Annotated in this window: 17 protein-coding genes; 2 read left to right on the top strand and 15 right to left on the bottom strand. The window is 58.4% G+C overall.

What is annotated here, in order from left to right; all coding sequences use genetic code 11:
* Positions 1–381 precede the first annotated feature (381 nt).
* The 7 genes from ACR0D8_RS03150 to ACR0D8_RS03120 all read right to left on the bottom strand — a co-directional run bounded on the left by ACR0D8_RS03150 (position 382) and on the right by ACR0D8_RS03120 (position 8,761).
* Positions 382–1,386, bottom strand: coding sequence for a radical SAM protein (locus ACR0D8_RS03150; protein ID WP_480644560.1), 1,005 nt, complete (start codon positions 1,384–1,386; stop codon positions 382–384).
* Between the two features lie 429 nt (positions 1,387–1,815).
* Positions 1,816–3,222, bottom strand: a complete 1,407-nt coding sequence (locus ACR0D8_RS03145) for an amidohydrolase (RefSeq protein ID WP_480644559.1) — start codon at positions 3,220–3,222, stop codon at positions 1,816–1,818.
* A 21-nt stretch (positions 3,223–3,243) separates the two neighbouring features.
* Positions 3,244–4,248, bottom strand: coding sequence for an ABC transporter ATP-binding protein (locus tag ACR0D8_RS03140; protein ID WP_480644558.1), 1,005 nt, complete (start codon positions 4,246–4,248; stop codon positions 3,244–3,246).
* Positions 4,245–5,222: an ABC transporter ATP-binding protein gene (locus ACR0D8_RS03135; protein WP_480644557.1), complete on the bottom strand. Its 978-nt coding sequence runs from the start codon at positions 5,220–5,222 to the stop codon at positions 4,245–4,247. The genes ACR0D8_RS03140 and ACR0D8_RS03135 overlap by 4 nt, the downstream gene beginning before the upstream one ends.
* Positions 5,219–6,139 carry an ABC transporter permease gene (locus ACR0D8_RS03130; RefSeq protein ID WP_475159353.1) on the bottom strand — a complete coding sequence of 307 codons (921 nt, stop codon included), beginning with the start codon at positions 6,137–6,139 and terminating at the stop codon, positions 5,219–5,221. Before ACR0D8_RS03130 ends, ACR0D8_RS03135 begins: the two co-directional genes overlap by 4 nt.
* Positions 6,136–7,113, bottom strand: coding sequence for an ABC transporter permease (locus ACR0D8_RS03125; RefSeq protein WP_480644556.1), 978 nt, complete (start codon positions 7,111–7,113; stop codon positions 6,136–6,138). The genes ACR0D8_RS03130 and ACR0D8_RS03125 overlap by 4 nt, the downstream gene beginning before the upstream one ends.
* 64 nt (positions 7,114–7,177) lie before the next feature.
* Positions 7,178–8,761, bottom strand: a complete 1,584-nt coding sequence (locus ACR0D8_RS03120; protein ID WP_480644555.1) for an ABC transporter substrate-binding protein — start codon at positions 8,759–8,761, stop codon at positions 7,178–7,180.
* A 182-nt stretch (positions 8,762–8,943) separates the two neighbouring features.
* On the opposite strand from ACR0D8_RS03120, the gene ACR0D8_RS03115 reads away from it, so the two are divergent.
* Complete coding sequence (locus tag ACR0D8_RS03115) at positions 8,944–9,855, top strand: LysR family transcriptional regulator (protein WP_480644554.1); 912 nt, start codon at positions 8,944–8,946, stop codon at positions 9,853–9,855.
* Between the two features lie 2 nt (positions 9,856–9,857).
* On the opposite strand, the gene ACR0D8_RS03110 is transcribed toward ACR0D8_RS03115, so the two are convergent.
* Positions 9,858–11,393 (bottom strand): M81 family metallopeptidase, encoded by a 1,536-nt coding sequence (locus tag ACR0D8_RS03110; RefSeq protein ID WP_480644553.1) that lies wholly within the window; start codon positions 11,391–11,393, stop codon positions 9,858–9,860.
* Positions 11,394–11,440: 47 nt separating this feature from the next.
* Between ACR0D8_RS03110 and ACR0D8_RS03105 the strand changes: the two genes are divergently transcribed.
* The gene (locus tag ACR0D8_RS03105; RefSeq protein ID WP_480644551.1) at positions 11,441–12,403 is read left to right on the top strand and encodes a M14 family metallopeptidase; all 963 of its coding nucleotides are present in this window, start codon (positions 11,441–11,443) and stop codon (positions 12,401–12,403) included.
* A gap of 222 nt (positions 12,404–12,625) precedes the next feature.
* Here the strand turns inward: ACR0D8_RS03105 and ACR0D8_RS03100 are convergent, their stop codons facing one another.
* From ACR0D8_RS03100 to ACR0D8_RS03070, 7 genes are all read right to left on the bottom strand, one after another.
* Entirely contained in the window at positions 12,626–13,624 is a 999-nt protein-coding gene (locus ACR0D8_RS03100; protein WP_480644550.1) for a hypothetical protein, read from the bottom strand.
* Between the two features lie 301 nt (positions 13,625–13,925).
* Positions 13,926–14,564 (bottom strand): 3-oxo-tetronate 4-phosphate decarboxylase, encoded by a 639-nt coding sequence (gene otnC / locus ACR0D8_RS03095; RefSeq protein ID WP_480644548.1) that lies wholly within the window; start codon positions 14,562–14,564, stop codon positions 13,926–13,928.
* Complete coding sequence (gene otnK, locus ACR0D8_RS03090; protein WP_480644546.1) at positions 14,561–15,790, bottom strand: 3-oxo-tetronate kinase; 1,230 nt, start codon at positions 15,788–15,790, stop codon at positions 14,561–14,563. The genes otnC and otnK overlap by 4 nt, the downstream gene beginning before the upstream one ends.
* Positions 15,787–16,584, bottom strand: a complete 798-nt coding sequence (locus tag ACR0D8_RS03085; protein WP_480644544.1) for an N-acyl homoserine lactonase family protein — start codon at positions 16,582–16,584, stop codon at positions 15,787–15,789. Before ACR0D8_RS03085 ends, otnK begins: the two co-directional genes overlap by 4 nt.
* Positions 16,581–16,868, bottom strand: coding sequence for a putative quinol monooxygenase (locus tag ACR0D8_RS03080; protein ID WP_480644542.1), 288 nt, complete (start codon positions 16,866–16,868; stop codon positions 16,581–16,583). Before ACR0D8_RS03080 ends, ACR0D8_RS03085 begins: the two co-directional genes overlap by 4 nt.
* Positions 16,868–18,379, bottom strand: a complete 1,512-nt coding sequence (locus tag ACR0D8_RS03075) for a tripartite tricarboxylate transporter permease (protein ID WP_480644541.1) — start codon at positions 18,377–18,379, stop codon at positions 16,868–16,870. The genes ACR0D8_RS03080 and ACR0D8_RS03075 overlap by 1 nt, the downstream gene beginning before the upstream one ends.
* A gap of 3 nt (positions 18,380–18,382) precedes the next feature.
* Positions 18,383–19,132, bottom strand: coding sequence for a hypothetical protein (locus ACR0D8_RS03070; protein ID WP_480644539.1), 750 nt, complete (start codon positions 19,130–19,132; stop codon positions 18,383–18,385).
* Positions 19,133–19,143 lie beyond the last annotated feature (11 nt).

Below are 19,143 nucleotides of genomic sequence, written 5' to 3'. Positions count from 1 at the left end.
CTCTTATCACTGTCACTGCTCGGGCAATCCGAATGCGGTCCCGAGCGTCGAAAATTCAAATTAAATGTGCAGAACATTATAAAAAGTTGGCCACTCGAAAACAAGTAAACCGGTGATGCCGGACGAATATGAGCGATCATCGCGCTTATTTCTGACGCATATCTTTTAGTGGAACGACCTCCGCGCCACCCAACGAACAGGGGCGCGGATCATCAAATTCTAATGGTCTGATTGATCCAAATTTCCTGCAGATGCGCAGGAATGACCCAGGCGTCTGCGCCCCAATGCGAAACAAAGTCCAAAGTTCAAACCCGTTTGTTCACGCAGTGACTTGCGATTGCGGTGAATTAAGCACGGCAGGATCGGCTCGGGCCGACGCGCCTATTCCCACCGTGCGCGCGAGATCAGGATGTCGGCCACGCAGGAGCATGTGTCGCGTGTACAGACAATCGAGTTCTCCGGCAATTTTAGCTCTTGCCCAAGCTCACCGATGCGGCCACCGACACCACAGACTGCACGGTTCACATAGCCATCACCGGTTATGCGCAGAGACTCCAACCCCGCCTCGCAAGTCCAGCCCCGCCAACGGTTTTCGCCCCTGAGGATGAAGGTATTGGGTCGGATTTTCTCGCGTGTCCCATCGGGGTTGCGCCGCTCCATGATCCCACGCGGATGCCGGAGACGCCCGTTCGACGCGCGTGGGCTTGAGACCTGTTCTTGCATTTTTGCGATCTGGGTTTCGCTATAGGGGTAGAGTTCGTGCCCAAACCCAACCCGCAAAGGTTTCATCGCAATCCCGATATTCGGAAAATCTGCCCCCAGCTTACGAGCCAGTTCATAGCTTTCGTCAAACCGATCAGGCAGCATTGTGATGTTGACATGAATGAATATTTCTTCCGACAGGATTTCGATCACCCGGTGGACATGCGCAAATTCTGCCTCTTCCAGATGAAAAGTCAGAATAAGGGAATCCAGCTTGTCGCGAATGGCCTGCCAGAAACGCTCGGTCCGGGAACCATTTGAAATCAAACTGACTTTCATGTCGTGGGCGTGGGCGGCGGCCAGAATATCCTTGATTTTCGGATGCATGGTTGGCTCGCCGCCGGTCAGTTGCAGCCAAACCTGCTTGCCCATGCCTGCCTGATAATGGGCCTGCAAGGCTTCGATCATTCCAAGGACGTCGCCAAGGCTTTGCCAACCCTTTGATCCGTCGTGCAATTCGGGCGGGCAATAGCTACATGCGTAGTTGCAGCGATTGCCAAGCGTCCAATCCACCAGAACGACTTTCTTGTGAACTTCCTCGGCATGTTCAATCCGTTCCAGAGGCCGCGCCTGCGTCTCTGACATCGGGGTGTCTGCCGGGTTGGTACCATGTGTCGACCGCATCAGTAGCGTACCTGCCTATGCTAGTTGGCGAATTGACCGAGTTACCTGTCGCGCAGTAGTCCGCCCTTGTTTCGGTCTCTGGACCTTGGTGCCGAGTGGTCGTTCTGCCTAATGACCCCGAACTGTCTGCCAACAACACGGGCGTTTCAGGTCGGATCAGTTCAATCTTTTCAATTCCCTAGCGGCAGATAAACCCTTATCAGCCCGAACACCTTATTCCACATGGCCAAACCGGGCAATAATAGCGTTTCTGCGTGCTGTTCGCCACTTTTGAGCCAGCCGCAAGCCGATGCGTGAGACTGGCGAATTGCGGGATCACTTGTTCACCTTGCCCATCAGAAACGCCGGGAAACCCTCGCTTTCAGCAGGCTTGTACCAGTGTTGTGTGAGGCGATCCTGAATACGAACCTGCGTGGAATGCACGCCCCGTCACACCGGCGGGCGCACGTTTTCCGGTATCGGGCAAACATAGGGCGTGTGGTCGAGGTTACCCTGATGAATTTCGCTGGCGGCATTGATCAGGGATTGGTCTTCAACCATACGACACGCCGTTGCGGCCATCGCTTTGGCCGCATAAACCATGCCCTTATGGGCTGCCGGAGCCTTGCCCTGAGCGACGGTCTGCCAGGTGTGAAAGGGGGTTCCGATGGCGCAGGTCGCTACCCGCGCCTGAACCGTGGGCACAGCCCAACTGACGTCACCAACATCCGTCGAACCCTCGCCACCCTCGCTTTGCCGATCGAGCGGCGCGACGAAATCACAAAGTGCGAGGCCTTTCTTTGGCTTGGCTCCGATCCGCTTGAACGTCGTGTCGATATCTGCCGCCGTCAAAGTTCCCTGAATCTCGCGCGCAAAGGCGACATCTGCATCGTCGAACGGGACCGGTCCCAGCTTTTCAAGCTCGCCCTGCATCGCCTCTTCCAGAGCGCGGTTGCCGAGCAGGTTGGACACGCCAGAGAATACCTGGCTGGTGACCTCAGTCCCGGTCATCAATGCCGCGCCGTCGGCAATCTTGCGGACGCGCGTGATCAGATCGTTCAAATCCGGCAAGGAGCTGGCGCGCACAAGCTGGCGCACCGTGGCCTTCGCCTGCACGACATTCGGCGCGACGCCGCCTGCGTCGAGATACGCGTAATGCACGCGGGCGCTGTCGGGCATGTGCTCGCGCAGATAGTTGACGCCGATATTCATCAACTCGACAGCATCAAGTGCGGACCGGCCCAATTCCGGGGCTCCAGCCGCATGGGCCGCCTTGCCGTGGAAAGTAAAGTCGATCCGGGTGTTGGCCAAAGATCGGGCCTGGTTAACGCCGGTAAAGGTCGCCGGGTGCCAGGAGATCGCAGCATCCACATCGTCAAACAACCCTTCGCGCACCATGTAAGTTTTGGCGGCCCCGCCCTCTTCGGCGGGACATCCGTAGTAGCGGACACGCCCCTTAATACCGTTCTCAGCCAGCCAGTCCTTGAGCGCGGTCGCCGCCAAAAGCGCCGCAGCACCGAGCAGGTTGTGACCGCAGCCATGACCGTTGCCCCCCTCTTCCAGCGGCAGATGCTCGGCAATACCCGGCGTCTGGCTCAAGGAAGGCAGCGCGTCGAACTCACCCAGAATGGCAATGACCGGGCCTTCGTCACCCGCTTCACCGACCACGGCGGTCGGTATGCCGGCTGCGTTCTCAGTCACTCTGAACCCCTGAGATTTCAGCATGCGCGTGTGTTCCGCCACCGACCTGAACTCTGAATATAGTGTTTCGGGTGTGTCGAAAACGCGGTCTGACAAGGCGACAAATTCCTCGCGATGTCGGTCGACGTGGTCCCAGATTGGATCAGCGTTTTTCAAAGGGATCTCCTGACAGATATCTCAAACCGTTTCCATTTGTTCCAGAATACAGGCCGTTTCGCGCCCGCCACGGCCAGCTTTCAATTCGGGAATCGTGCGCCGGCATTCGGCTGTCGCAACAGGGCAGCGCGGATGGAAAGTGCATCCGGAGGGCGGGTCGAGCGGGGACGGGATTTCACCCTCGATCGGCGCGAACTCCCGACGTCGCTGGTCGAGCCGCGGCGCTTCGGCCAAAAGTGCTTTGGTGTATGGGTGCCTCGGGTCAGAAAAAATCTCTTCGGTCGAGGCGCTTTCGACAATCCGGCCCAGATACATAATCGCGACCCGATCAGCGATATGTTCGACAACGCTCAGATCGTGGCTGATGAACAAATACGTAAGCCCAAGTTCCTCGCGTAAATCCATGAACAGGTTGATTACCTGCGCCTGGATCGAGACATCAAGCGCAGCGATGGCTTCGTCGCAGACAAGGAACTTCGGTTTCACGGCCAGCGCTCGGGCGATCCCGATCCTTTGGCGCTGACCGCCGGAAAACTGATGCGCGTAACGACGCTTTAACGACGGGTCCAGCCCGACTTTTCGCATCACGTCGTCCACATAGTTCGGAAGCTCGGCCTTGGTTACGATCCCATGCATCCTTGGCGCTTCGCCGATGATGTCTTCGACACGCATGCGGGGATTGAGGCTGGCGAAAGGGTCCTGAAAAATCATCTGAATTGCCAGGGTTGCCGCCCGCTTTTCCACACCTGAAAGAGAGGCCACGTCTTTCCCCTGAAAAAGCATCTGACCGTCGCTTGCCGCATGGATACCGGCAACGACACGCCCCAATGTGGACTTGCCGCAGCCGGATTCACCGACCAGCCCCAGAACTTCGCCCGGCCGGATCGACAGGCTGACGTTGTCGACCGCATGAACGGTCTCTTCGCGAATGTTTGCTCCCAGCCGCTGGGCGATTTTTCCGGCCACATCCAGACGTTTGGTAAAGCGTTTCGAAACGCCGCGGATTTCGACCAGCGGTTCCGTCATTGCATCGCCCCGATCTTGTTCTGAGGGTTGAAGCACCGAAGCTGTCGCCCGTCCACGTCCTCGATTGCCGGCTGCAACGAGCAAGCGGACAGTCTGTTCCGACAGCGTGGGCCAAAGGCGCAGCCCTCGGGCAAGGCCAGCATATTGGGCGTCATACCTTCGATCTGAAACAGACGCTGGCCACGGCGGTTCGCCGTTGGAACCGAACCGAGAAGACCGACGGTGTAGGGGTGAAGCGGACGGTCGACAACGTCGTCGATACTGCCCTGCTCGACAATGCGCCCGGCGTACATGACCGAAATTCGATCAGCAAGGCCGGCAACAACGGCAAGGTCATGCGTGATCCAGATCATCGCTGTCCCTGTTTGCCGGGTAAGTTTTTGCGCCTCGTGAATGATCTGCGCCTGGATCGTAACATCCAGCGCGGTGGTCGGTTCGTCCGCGATGATCAGGTCAGGCTTGTTGAGGAAGGCAGTGGCAATTGCCACCCGCTGACGCATACCGCCGGACAATTGGTGAGGATAGGCCCTCAGCCGCTCTTCCGGCGAAGGGATACCGACCAGCCCCAGCGCATCCCGGCTTCGCTCCCATGCGGTTCGCCTGTCGACCTTTTCGTGCGCGAGAATGGATTCGATCATCTGGGTATCGACACGCAGCACCGGGTTCAGCGTCATCATCGGGTCCTGAAAGATCATCGAAATCCGGTTGCCGCGAAGGTCCTGAAGCCGCTTTTCAGGTGCGCTTGCGATCTCGTCACCATTGAACCTGATCGAACCGTCGACAATACGGCCCGGCGGGTCGATGAGGCCGAGGATCGAGAACCCCGTGATCGACTTGCCAGAGCCGGACTCACCCACAAGCCCCATGACCTCGCCCCTGGACACCGAGAAATCGACGCCGTCCACCGCCTTCACCACGCCCGCATGAGTGAAGAAATGAGTTTTCAGGCCGCTTACTTCCAGAACCTTCGTCATTTCTTCAACCTCGGGTTCAACACGTCGCGCAGGTGGTCCCCAACGAGGTTGATGGACACAACGGTGAAAAGCAGCGCAAGGCCGGGAAATACCGATATCCAGTACCGCCCGGACAGCATGTATTCGAAGCCATTGGCGATCAGCACACCCAGCGACGGCTGTGTCTGCGGAAGCCCGACACCCAGAAACGAAAGCGTCGCTTCCAGGGAAATCGCGTGGGCGGTCTGCACCGTGCCAACCACGATCAGCGGGGCAAGGCAATTCGGCAGGATGTGGCGAAAGACGATCCGCAGGCGCGAAATGCCAAGGCACTGGGCCGCCTCGACATATTCCTTGTTCCTTTCAACCAGCGCAGTTGCCCGAACAGTTCGCGCATAATATGCCCATTGCGCAACCACCAGCGCCAGAATGATCTTGTCGACGCCCTTGCCCATCGCCGCGACCAGCATCAGCGCCACCAGCGACGCGGGAAAGGACAGCTGCAGGTCAACAACCCGCATTACAATCGCCTCTGTTCGCCCGCCCGCATAAGCGGCAATCAGACCTACCGCCATGCCAATCAGCAGAGCAATCACACCCGAGGCGAGGCCCACGGAAAGCGAGATGCGCAGCCCGTACAGAATGGCCGAGTACAGGTCGCGGCCTGCGCCGTCCGACCCAAGCCACATCGTGTATCCCTCAAAGGCCTTGGACCCCGGCGGCAGGCGTCCGTCAAGCACATCGACCTGGGCCAGATCGTATGGGTTCTGCGGGGTGATCCACGGGGCGAGTATTGCGAGCAATACGATGACGCCGAACAAGCACAACGCGGCCGTGGCGATACGGCTTTCGAAAAACTCGGCCAGAAAGCGCTGAAAGGGGGTTTCCACCTTGGCAGGCGCTGCTGCGTTGGTTTCGGATGCGGTAACTTCGGTCATGCGCCCTGATCCTGAAGCCGGACCCTCGGATCGAGGAGGGAATAAAGAATGTCGACGATCAGATTGATCAGTACAAAGAACAGAACGATGATCATCAGATAGGCGACGACGACGGGCCGATCGAGCTGAAGGATCGCATCAATCAGGAGTTTGCCCATGCCCGGCCATGCAAAGATCGACTCTGTCACGACCGAGAATCCAATCAGGCTCCCGAATTCCAGACCCATCACGGTAACGACCGGGATCATGATGTTTTTCATGACATGTACAAAGATGATGCGCCGGGTCGAAAGCCCTTTGGCCCGGGCGTATTTCACATAGTCCTGCCCCATCGCCTCGCGCACACCGGCGCGGGTCAGCCGAATGGCCAGCGATATCTTCAAAAGCGCCAGATTGAGCGCCGGCAGGAAAATGTGGCTCAGACCGTCGCGGGTGAACAGGCTGCTTTCGATCCCGAGAAACCGGCCCAGATCGCCGCGCCCTGTCGCCGGAACCCACCCGAGCTCCACGGCAAACAACATGATCAGCATCAAACCGACCCAAAAAGTGGGAAGAGAGAAGCCCAGGATCGACCCGGCCATGATCCCCTTTGAGATCGGGTTGTCCGGGTAAAGTCCGGCATAAAGCCCAAGAGGGATACCAATGACGATTGCAAGCATCAGTGCGGTGAACGCCAGTTCCATCGTTGCCGGCATGTGATGCAGGATCAGCTTCAGCGCCGGCTCACCAAAGATAAAGCTGTTGCCAAGATCACCTTGCGCTGCGCCCTTCAGGAAAAGCCAGTACTGCTGCCAGATCGGACGATCCAGCCCAAGCCGCTCGATGGTTGCTGCGATATCGGCCTGATCCGCGTCGGGGCTCACCAGCATATAGACCGGATCGCCAACGATATTGACGCCGAAAAAGACGATCACCGACATCAGTAATACGACCAGAAGTGCCTGAAGCAATCGGCGGATCACAAATACAGTCATGGGATGTAACCCTCGAAGGGGAAGCCGCCGGGCCGCGTCTGCGCGCGGCCCGGTGGAGTTGCCGTTACTCTTTCACCACGCCCAGCGCGAGGGTGTATTCATCGGTACGCGCGATGTACTTGAGCCCCGCCTTCGCTGCCCAGGTATTGACCTGGAAATGGGTCGGAATGATCGCGACGTTGTTAATCGCCCGTTCAGTCGCCGCTGCAAGCAGGTCCTGCCGCTTGGCGTCATCGACAGTCCGCAGCGCCTCTTCGATCAGGGCGTCCGTCTCAGGATCGGAATGCCGTCCGCGGTTGGATGACCCAAAGCCCTTATCAGGATTGAACGTGTGGATCAGTGATTTCAGAGGCGATGACGCCTCGCCCGAGCCCGCGCCCCAACCGACGAGGATAAAGCTGAACTCCGGCAGGTCGCCCTCGGCCCCGCGGGAGGCCCGCCCGAAGTAGACCGAACGCGGCATGGTTTCGACCGCCGTCTTGATGCCGATCCGGGTCAGCATCTGGGCGACGGCTTCTGCGATCTTCGCGTCGTTGATGTACCGGTCATTCGGTCCGTGGATCGTCATCTCGAACCCGTCGCCATATCCGGCTTCGGCAAGAAGCGCCTTGGCACCTTCAGGATCGTATTCGACGACCTCCAGATTGTCGGACACACCAAAGAAGCCCTCTGGCAACAACTGGCCCGCTGGCAGCGCAACGCCTTCCATTACGCGTTCGACAATGGCGTCGCGGTTGATGGCCATGCTGATTGCCTTGCGCACCTTCACATCCATCAGCGGATTCTTGATGTCGCCACCGCCATTCGCCTTCACAAAGGGCGAGTTTTCGCGGAACTGGTCCATGTGCAGGTAAATGACCCGGTTCGAGACACCCTGACTCAGCTGCAACTCTTCGTTTTCGGCCAGAGTTGCGATGTCTGTGGTTGGCACCGCGGCAATCATGTCGACATCACCGGCAAGCAGGGCTGCAACGCGGCTGGGACCCGACGAAATCGGGCGGAATTCGACTTCTGACCAGATCGGCGCGTCGCCCCAGTATTCGTCGTTCCGCGCTACAACAATCGACTCGCCGGGTGTGTAGCTCACGAACTTGAAGGGCCCGGTTCCAACCGCCGCGACACCTGAATTGAAGTCTTCGGTCGCTGCGTCGCACCCTGTGTCACTCGAAATAATCCGAATGGTCGAAATATCGTTCGCCATCAAAGGATAGGGCTCAGCCGTCTTGAAGTGGACAGTGTAGTCATCCACTTTCTCGACCGACTTGCCTTTCAGGTAGGTACCGAAGCTGGACGGCGAATTGGGGACGTTGGGCGCACGTTCGATTGTGCAGACAACGTCATCCGCATTGAAGTCGGACCCGTCGTGAAACTTCACTCCCTCGCGCAGTTTGAATTCCCATGTCAGGTCATCGATAGGCTGCCAGGAAACAGCAAGCCCGGGAATAAGACGTTGGTTCTCATCCTGATCGACAAGGCGATCAAAGATGTGCAGCGTCATCGCGTTATTGGGACCAAGATTGTGGAAGTGCGGGTCCATGGCAGTTGGTTCCGAGGCCAGACCGATTGTCAGCTTTTCCGCACTGGCGACACTGACCCCGAAAGTCAGAATGCCGGCAGCGACAGCTGTCGCAGCTGTGAATTTCTTCATCAAAAAGACTCCCTGTTCATTTGGCGCTTGTTTGATCCGAATCCATGCCCGGCCCTGCGCCCTTCCGAAATGCTATCTACCCTGAAAATCATTGCCAATACTCAATTCTATGCGATTTTGCATAGAGTAATCCGATCCGACGGATGGTTTTTGTTACCCGGCGACACAAGGATGGGCGTAACATGACAGAGCATCGACACCGATTGCGCGAGTTTGAATCGCTGCGGGCGCTGGTCACCACCGGCACCACCATCGGCGCGGCCCGCAGGCTGGGCGTGTCCCAATCGGCCGTAAGCCGGTCTCTGTCACAGCTTGAGGCGCGGGTCGGTCGTTCGCTGTTCATCCGGAAATCCGGGCGTATCGAACCCACGCATGAGGCGCTCCGGCTCAACGAAAAGCTTGATCCGATTTTCGAGACGCTGGCGCAGATCGAAGGCGCGGATTGGGCGGCACCGGAAGACGAGCCGCTTCGCCTGATCGTACCACCAACTCTGGCGCATCACTTCATTATCAAACGTGTCGCGAGCTTTCTTAAGGCCAATCCGGGCCGGCGGTTACAGCTTGATATTCAGTCGACGGATGTTCTGGTCTCGGGCATTCTGGATTTGCGGTACGACCTTGGCCTGACAAGCGGCATGATCCAACGATCCGGTGTGCAACTTGTCCCGTGGCGACGCAGCAAAGCGGTGTGTGCGATGCCGGTCGGCCATGCCTTGTGCGAAAAGAAGGTCGTCACGCCCGAAGACCTTGAAGGCGTGGAACTCGTCGAATTCCTGAGACGGCTCGGCACACGGGCCACTACCGAGCAGATTTTTGCGCGGGCTGGCATTCAACCCCGGAAAGTTGCGGAAACAGCGACAAACATGGCCGCGCTTGAGCTTGTTCGCGAAGGGCTGGGCGTTGCAATCGTGAACCCGTTCCCTCTGCTGACAACAGGGTTGGGAGGGATTGAGGTGCGCCCCTTCGACGCCGCGATCTCATATGCGACGAGCTTTGTTCTTCCTTCCGGCTTACCACCGTCGCAGTTGGCGCGGCAATTCATGAACTTCGTCAAACTTACGACACCTCAAGACAAATACTCCGAGCCTGTCTGATGCTAATTCGTCCAGGACCAGACTGTATCCTCATCCATCGGATAGTTCGGTCTCGGCAAATATGCGAAGGGCCATCGATCATGCACGGGGCTCGTCAGACCTGCCGTATCGACCTCAAAGACCTGGGTCGGAGAAAACCAGTGCGAGAAGCCCGCCCGAAAGTGACCCCGGGATTTGACCACCACCGTTCGGGCGGCTTCGACGTCCAATCCGAACATATGAAAAAAGACCGGATCAGCGGTTTGCGTTCGATCCGTGATCACGACCACCGTAATACCGCCGATCCGCAAAGCCGCAGATGGCCCCAGAGCCAGTCTTCGCCCGGCGGTCATCCCTCGCTCTCCGACCACATCACCATCATGAAGCGCTATGACTTCTGCCTGGACGCCCAGCCGCCGATCCCACTGCGCCCCGGGCCTTTCCGGATCGCGCGACCGATTGAAGCGCGCTGTGAACACACCCCCGACCCCGATGGAATGCGCGTCCTTTGCAAGCTCGGGGTCACAGAAGGAACCGACAAGGCAATCTTCAACACCGGCCTCGTGCAAAGCCGCGAGGAGTTCGGTCGTTCGGCCGCTTCCGCCGCCGCCCGGGTTGTCTCCGGCGTCCGAAAAGATCACCGCACCGCGGTCATCCCTGGACGCTATCGTCACGGCCTCTTCGACGGAGGTCAGTTGCCGGACGAAATCTTTTCGCATCGACCAGGCCTTCTCGGCCAGTTCGGCCGCCAATTCCCGGGCTATCCGGCCATTTTCCCGCGCGGTCACAACGACACTCAGCCCATTGTCAGGCGTATCAGAGAAAAGAAAATTCCCGAAGATCGACACATTGAGGATCTGTCCGCCATACTCGGCCTGCCTTCGCTGGCCGTGGTCGATCAGCGTTCCGTAAGGATGCTCTGCGCTCAACAGCGTTACAGAGGCCGGAACAAGCGGAAGTTTCACATGCGCCACCTTGGGGAGAACACCCGAAGCCAGGACGCGCCGGATCGAAAACGCAGCCTCCTCGCCGCGTTCGATCTGGTCGACATGCGGGTTCGTCCGGTATCCCACGATCAGGTCACACGCGTCGACCATACGCTGAGAGATGTTTGCATGCAGATCAAGCGACGAGACGATCAGTACGTCCGGCCCGACGACGTCGCGGATTCGCGACATAAGCAATCCGTCCGGGTCGGGGTCGTGCGCGGCAACCATTGCGCCATGGTTGCAAACAAAGACCGCGTCCACTGGCGCAGCTGCCCGCAACATCTGTTCCGATGTGCGGATAACCTCTTCTATGACCGTTTCCCGAACCGGACCTGCCGGATGACTGGCCGCCAGCATGCAGGGCACAGGCGTCCAGTCGCCCGTTGCGTCCATCGCACGAACAAAAGCCGCGAACTCGGTCGCCAGTTTTGGCGTTTTCGATCTGGCCTCTGCCATCAGGGCTTCGCCCGTCAGCCAGGTCAGGGATGTAAAATCCTCCAGCTCAGCAGGTGGGGCGAAGCGATTGGATTCGAGAATTGCGCCAAGAAGGGCGACCCTGGGCGTTGTCATGATATCGCCTTTACCAGTCCAGACTTCGATTGAGGAAACACGAAGACATGCGCCAGATCAACATTCCGAATGACTACCCGATTGAGCTTTCGACGCCCGACATCGAGCCTTATGCCAACGGCAACACAGGCATCCCCTTTGTCTGGCGGTTTGAGAGTGGCCGTCCCGGACTCAATGTGATGGTCAGCGCGCTGATGCACGGCAACGAACCCTGCGGCGCGATAGCTCTGGACTGGCTCTTTCAGACCGAAATAAAACCTTTGGCCGGGTCGATAACGCTTGCGTTCATGAACGTGGAAGCCTACCGCGCTTTCCGCCCTGAGGACCCGAACAGAAGCCGCTGGATTGATGAGGACCTCAATCGTGTGTGGGACAAGGATGTTCTCGAAGGGGACAGGATGAGTACAGAGCTTGAGCGCGCCCGCGCGGTTCGGCCTGCACTCTCCGACATAGACTACCTGCTGGATATTCACAGCATGCAACACCTCGCCCCGCCCCTGATGATGTCGGGCCGACGCGCCAAAGGAAAGGACCTGGCCGTGCGGGTTGGGGTGCCCGAATTTGTCGTCGGCGACGCCGGACACGCGGCGGGTCGTCGAATGCGCGATTACGGCGCCTTTGATGATGTGCAGTCTGATAAGTCGGCGGTGCTGATCGAGTGCGGACAACACTGGGAAGCCGCTTCGGGCAAACTTGCGATCGAAGCGACGGCTCGGTTTCTTGCAGCGACCGGAGTAATTTCGCCGGACCACCTTGAGCGCTTTCAGGAGCCTGCTCCTCAGAAGCTCTTCACCGTTGTGGAAGCCGTGACAATCGAGAGCGATGGGTTCTCTTTCGAAAAGCCGTTTACTGGCGGCGAAGTCTTGGAAAAGGCCGGAACATTGGTTGGTCACGATGGCGATCGCCCGGTCCTTACGCCAGCCGACAACACGATGCTGGTCATGCCATCCAAGCGCCTCTGGAAAGGTCAGACAGCTGTCAGGTTCGCTGTGCCGGATGGTCAGCTTTGAAGGGTCGTGTTTGAGATCCGGCTAGGCAACTGCGTACAGTTGGAAAGATCGCCAACGACATCAACATTAGGGCCTTCAGGATTGGCAGGTTGAGATCAAGAGCGCTGATTCCAAAAAGCAAACGCAGAGCTGATTGAAAAACTGTCTGTTTGACGCCTTTGGCATCTGACCATTGGCAATCTGCACCCACTCAACCGGCACACCGAATGCGCTACTTTGTCCCTAGTTCATCCAGTCACCGATGACCTTCGCCGTGGCAGGGTTCGCAAGATAGCCATAAAATTTGTGGGGGTTGGCCTTGCCGTCCATTGCCCAGCAATTGTAGATGCGCGTATCTTTGATGCTTTCTAAATGGTCGAACTTTGTCATCAACTTGTAGTCGTCCTTCATCTTTGAATCATGGCTGATGAAATCATCCACGGCCGCCACGTTTTCCCAATCTTTTATGATCCGATAGGGGTGTTTGTCTGTCCCGTCGTTGAAGGTGCGTTCATTCGCATCGTAAAGGTTTGCCTTTACACCCGCTTCACCCAGCGGGCAGCCCAGCGTGATCCACTTGCTGACCCGGTTTTCATTTGCCCGCACGTCTTTGTACTCGCTCATACGCGAGAACTTCCACAAAACATCATAGGCGACCATGCAGCCCATGGAGTGAGAGATGAGGCAAATATCATCGCCGCGTTTCAGCGCTTTGCGCAACGGCTCCTGCAGACGCTCGCGGATCGCTGACCCGACCTTTCGCTGCAAGAGGTATGCGCCCATATCCGCTGTTGCCAGCTTGATCGCGAACTCGTTCATAAAAGTGGCCGTAGCAATGGCGGCAATCGTTGATATCGCGCTGGCGACCTCATCGACGAAGCGCAGATCATCGTTTTCCTTGATGACCTTTTTGTAGGCACGTTTGTCAAAGCGTTTGAAGTTCAGCAATGCGTCAATCGATTCTAAATAGCCGTCATCCGGAATGCACGGCGAGTTGCCGGAATGAGGATCGGTGTGGGTCAGGGATTGGCGCACCTCGTCGCTCGCCTCCGCCAGAAGGCGGTTGTTGAAGTCGCCATAGTAAACATAGTCGATTTCGACATCGCCATTTTCCAGGGCTTCGGCCTTGCTCGGATTGTACCGATGCAAGCCCTGAAGCAGCGCCTTACGCAAAAAGACGGCATGTCTGGCTTTAGCCGGCTTCGTGCTGCGGCCGTGGATCATGATAATTCGCTGTGCCATAAACCCTACTCCATAAAATGCCGCGATTGTGCCTGATGCTGCCTTTAGCTGTCCAGCCTGCCCTGTTTGCGGCCTTTCCGCGACAGGCGCGACGAGGAGTATGGTCAATTCGTTCCGGTGTCGGACCGAATGACGGCGGACCCAAGCGAGCTATCGCCGCGCCGACTGAAGAATTGAATGCCAAAGACGGTTGATTGTCGCTCGCAGCGCGTCGGGCAAATCGCAGATAGGATATGTCAGGCACCTGTCACAAGGTCATACATCGCAATTAAGCCGTCCCCAATAATTGAGGCGACAAATACTAATCCCGCCCCAGCCTGCGCGCCATTTGCACTTCCTCATCGGTCAAAGCAACAGCGCCCTTACCTCGGGTCAACAGTGCAAGCTTCGCGGTTTCCTCAAGCTCTTCGATTGCAAACACTGCCGCCCACAGGTCCTTGCCGGCGACGACCGGGCCGTGATTGGCAAGCAACACGGCCGATCGTTGGCCTGCGAGGCCCCTGACCGCGTCACCCATCGCCGCGTCACCGGGCAAAAAAAAGGGAAGCAACTTCACCTTGCCCAGTCTCATAATCGAATAGGGTGTCAGGGGCGGCAACACGTCGTCGGGATCAGTTTCGGGCAGCATCGACAACGCCACGGAATGGGTCGAATGCAGATGCACGACCGCGCCTGTTCCGCTGCGGGTTTCGTAAAATGCGGTATGTAGCGGGGTTTCCTTGGTCGGGCGGTCACCGTTCAAGAGTTGAAAGTCCGCATCAAGGTGACTGATACGGGCGGGGTCCAGAAACCCCATAGAACTGCCCGTCGGTGTCATCAGCAAGGTGCCATCGGACAAACGCGCAGAAATGTTGCCGGATGCGCCATGGGTCAGCCCCCGGTCGAACGTGGACTTCGCAAGCAGGCAAATTTCTTCGCGCAGCCTGGACTCTTCCGTCATGCAGATTGCTCCATTTTCACCAGCGCCTCAGCAAAGAAATTCTGATCTCCGAAATTGCCGGACTTCAGCGCCAGGGCCACGGGCCTTGCGCGCTGAAGACGCAGCACCGGTACACCTGCGGCCAGACGCGGCCCGATTTCCAGCGCCTGAGCCTTGAGTCCGCTGACAACCGCGCCTGAGGTCTCACCCCCTGCCACGACCAATCGGGACGCCCCTTTGGCCAGCAATTGTGCGGCCAGTTCAGAGAACAGGGCTTCGATTGCCGACGCTGCCCGGTCCGCACCAAACTCTGCCTGCGCCGCTGCTACCAAGGCGGGATCTGCCGAGGAGTAAACGAGGGGTGGTCTATGCTGCGCCAATGCCCAATCGGCCAGTTCCTGTGCGTTGACGGCACCTGTCACGGCATCTGCTGCACTGATCTCGCGATACGGGGCCAGTGCTTTGTAAACATCCACCTGACGACGGGTGGCCCGACTGCACGAGCCTGAAAGAACAACCCCCGGGCCCTCTATCTCCTGCCATTCCGGCTGTGCCGGGGCGTATCCGAAATTCGCGGGCAGACCCAAGGCAATACCAGAACCGCCGCAAAGCAAAGGCATGCCTTTGGCCGCCTTGCCAATCTCCAATAGATCCGCATCTCTGATTGCATCGACAATAGTAAGCCCGTTTGCCGGAAGTGCGGCGCGAAGGGCGGATGCACCTTGCATGACCAACCCCGCATTGACGTGGTGGACCGGTTTGTTCGCCTGCGCCGCAAGAACACGCCGCAAGTCCGCGTCCCGCATCGGTGTAAGCGGATGGTCCTGCATGCCGCTTTCGTTCAGCAATTTGTCTTCAACGAACAAATGCCCTTGATAAACGCTGCGCCCGTTCTCGGGAAACGCAGGACACACGATGACGAATTCGGCGTTCAACCGGTCCGACAAGGCATCCAGCACCGGACCGATATTGCCATCGGGCGTGCTATCGAAGGTCGAGCAGACTTTGAAGACAATTTGTTCCGCACCCTGATCCAGAAACCATTCACATGCCGCAAGGCTGTCCCGAACCGCGTCTTGGGTCGGTGCCGTTCGGGATTTCAGCGCAATGACCCCTGCCCCGAGGTTCTTGTTTGCCGCGCCTTCGGGAACGCCGATGAACTGACACACGCGCATCCCGGCCTCGGCCAATGTCAGCGCGATGTCTGAGGCTCCGGTGAAGTCATCGGCGATCACCCCAATCTTCATATTGCGACCTCCCTGACGGGTCCCGGATCCAGCCGGTGTATATGCGGTGCGGTACCGACCGGAAAAACCTGTCGAACAATCGGATCATGGCCCGGCACAATAAGCCTGGGGTGTGAGGCCAGTCTTTCCAGCGTATCAAACCCGTCCATCATGTCCTGCAAATCGACCACGATAGGGAAGGCTTTGCGCGCCATGAAATTCTCGTAATAGTGCGAGGCGTCCGAGGCCAGGACCATCCATCCGACACCCGTTCGTACCCGCACACATTGCAGCCCGCGCGAATGCCCGCCGATGCAGTGAACCGTAACGCCGTCTGCGATCTGGGCGTCGCCGTCGTGGAAGGTGACCTTGCCGGAGTAAAGGCGTTTTATCGCCTCGCAGACATGGCCCGCCGTGAAAGGGTCGCGCAGATGGTCATCGCACATGCAGGGACCGGTGGCGAAAGCCATCTCGGCCGATTGCATATGCAATCTGGCATTCGGGAAAAGATGCAGCCCGCCCGCGTGGTCATAATGAAGATGGGTCACGATCACCTGGCTCACCGTCTCGGGTGCGATTCCCAATGGGCGCAGCGCCTCGCGCGGGTCCATCGCGATGGGACGACCGCGCGCGGCCGCTTCCTCAGCGTCGTATCCTGTATCAACCAGCAGCACCTCATCCCCGCGCCGCAAAACCCAGATGTAGTAGTCCATCGCGTGGGGCGCGTTGTGATTGTCATCAATGATGAAGCTGTCGGCCCGCGTTCGGGCATTGCGTTCCGCGTATTTGACCGCGTGGATTTCCCAATCGTTCATCGAATGACCTCGGAAAACTGGTGAACAACCTTGTCGGCAATCATATCTGCCACGGCCGCATTGAATGACTTGAAATGCGCGCTCTCAAGATGCGCGTCGAACGCCGCACCGTCATTATAAACCTCGTAGAGAAACACCGCATCGGGATCGTCCCCAAGGCAAACGTCAAACAGGTGACACCCGGGTTCATCGCGCAATGAGGTCGCGGCATTTTCGGCCATCAAGGGCAAGAACGCGTCACGCGCACCAGGTTTCAGAGTGAAGGTGACAGTAACGGCGAACATCAGGCAGACAGTCCTTTCAGGCGAGAAAATGCGCGCTTGGCGACCGGCAACTGGCTGAGGATGAGGCCAATGTTGAGCACCAGCAGAATGGCGCCGCCGGGGCGTGAAAAGAAGACCGACAGATCCCCGTCCGACAGGAACAGCGAGCGGCGGAAGGTTTCGTCAAACAGCCCGCCCAGAATGACCCCGATGACCAGCGGGGCGATCGGGTATTTCATCAGGTTCATGAAATAGGCGACGGCTCCGACACCCAGCATCAGGTACAGATCGTTGATGCCGCCGCCGACGCTGAACGACCCGATCGTCGTCAGAACCATCACGACCGGCAGGAATATGGTCTGTGGAATGGCCAGTATCCGGATAAAGACCCGCGCCGTGAACAGCCCCATCAGGAACATCGTCAGGGACGCCATCACCAGAATCGCGACGACCCGCAGAATGATCTCGGGGTCAATCGTCGGGCCGGGGATCACGTTGTTGATCTTGAAGGCCCCCATGAGGGCCGCGGCGGGCGGCGAGCCGGGAATGCCCAGCACCAGAAGCGGGATCAGCGCGCCGCCGATACAGGCGTTGTTGGCGGTTTCGGAACACAGTAACCCTTCCAGAGAGCCACGGCCGAATTTCTCACCTTCGGCAGATACGGTCTTGCCGACGCCGTAGCTGACCCAGCCCGCCACATCCTCGCCCACGCCCGGAAGCGCGCCGACGCCGGTTCCGATCACTCCGGAACGTCCAATCGTGGGCAGGTAGCGCCGGATGGAGCGAAGGTTCGGAAGGATGCGCCCTTTCAGGGCAAGGACCTTGCCCGCCTCGACGTGCCGCAGACCGTCGATGATTTGCGGAATGGCAAACGCGCCCATCAGCACAGGAACAACCTGAAACCCGCTGAGCAGATATGACCAGCCGAAGGTATAGCGCGGCTCGGACAAAAGCGGATCGAGCCCGACCATGGACATTGCAAGCCCGATCAGCCCGGCAATCCAGCCTTTGATCACCAGATCCTCGCTCATCAATGTGCCGGAAAGGAGTATCCCGAACAGCGCCAGCAGGGCTTTTTCCGGGCTGGCGATGTTCTTCGACACCAATAGCAGCGCCCAGACAAAGATCAAAAGCGTCAGGGTCCCGATCACCGTGCCGATGAAACTGGCCGTGGTGGTAAGCCCAAGGGCCTCGCCCCCGCGCCCCGCCTTGGCCAGCGGATAGCCATCCATGGCCGTCGCGGCGCTGGCTGCGGTGCCGGGAATGTTCAGCAGAATCGACGGATACGACCCGCCGTAGATCGCGCCAACATAGGCCCCAAGCAATGCGATCAGAGAGTAATCGAGCGGGATCTTGTTGCCAAAAAATCCGGTCAGGATCGTGACAGCCAGCGTCGCGGTCAGCCCCGGCAAAGCGCCAAATGTAATGCCAAGGAACACGGACGCAATCAGGTAGAGATAGGTCAGAGGATCACCTGCCAAACCTGCGAAGGCGGTACCGAATCCAGCCAGTTGCGAAAGGATAAAGTCCATCCGTCAGTCTTTCCAAAACGGACGAAGCGACACGTAGTAGTGATACTCGATCTGCTTGAAGATCAGGCCGCCACGCGCGGGCACGTTCTGGCGGAACACAAAAGCCATCGCGCAGACAAGGATAAGCGGTGCCAGCACCGCGACCCAGGGAACAAACCGCAAAACACGTTCCGATGCGGCGCGCGTCAGAACCAACAGCGTCAGGGCGATCCACAGTACCAGCGTGACCCAATCGTCACCATGCCCGGACCAATCCGGCTGAGCTGGAAATCCGGCGAACGCAAATATCCCCGCCGCGACAACCGCAAGGCAGGCCACCCCGGCGCGCCATGTGTGCCCGCCACAGAAGCCGAAAGTCAACGCCGTTATCAGCAGCCCGGAACAAAGAATGAAATCCACTCTGGGGACCAGCGCGACGACGTATGCCAGCAGCATCAAGGCAATTGCCGATGTTCGTAATACCTCGGCCCTGTCCCATCCGATCCCGGCTGCACTCAGGGCTCTGCGAGCACCCCCTGACCGGATCGACACCGCCAGAAGAACCAGAGAAAGCACCAGCAATCCGCCAAAGATGAACAAGGGCACGATCGCGGCCGAGTTATACCAATCCGCACCGCTGACACCTGCCCGGTTATCGCCCCAAAGGGGGATGTCCGAAGTCTTCCATAGAAAGAACAGCGACACCGCAACCAGAGCAATCGATGCCCAGAAATCACGCGCCCGCATGATCAGCGTTTCGTCGACCTTGTCCATGTCCCGCCTCC

It is taken from the genome of Ruegeria sp. BG10 (genome assembly GCF_056538575.1).
This window is presented reverse-complemented; position numbering and strand designations above follow the sequence as displayed.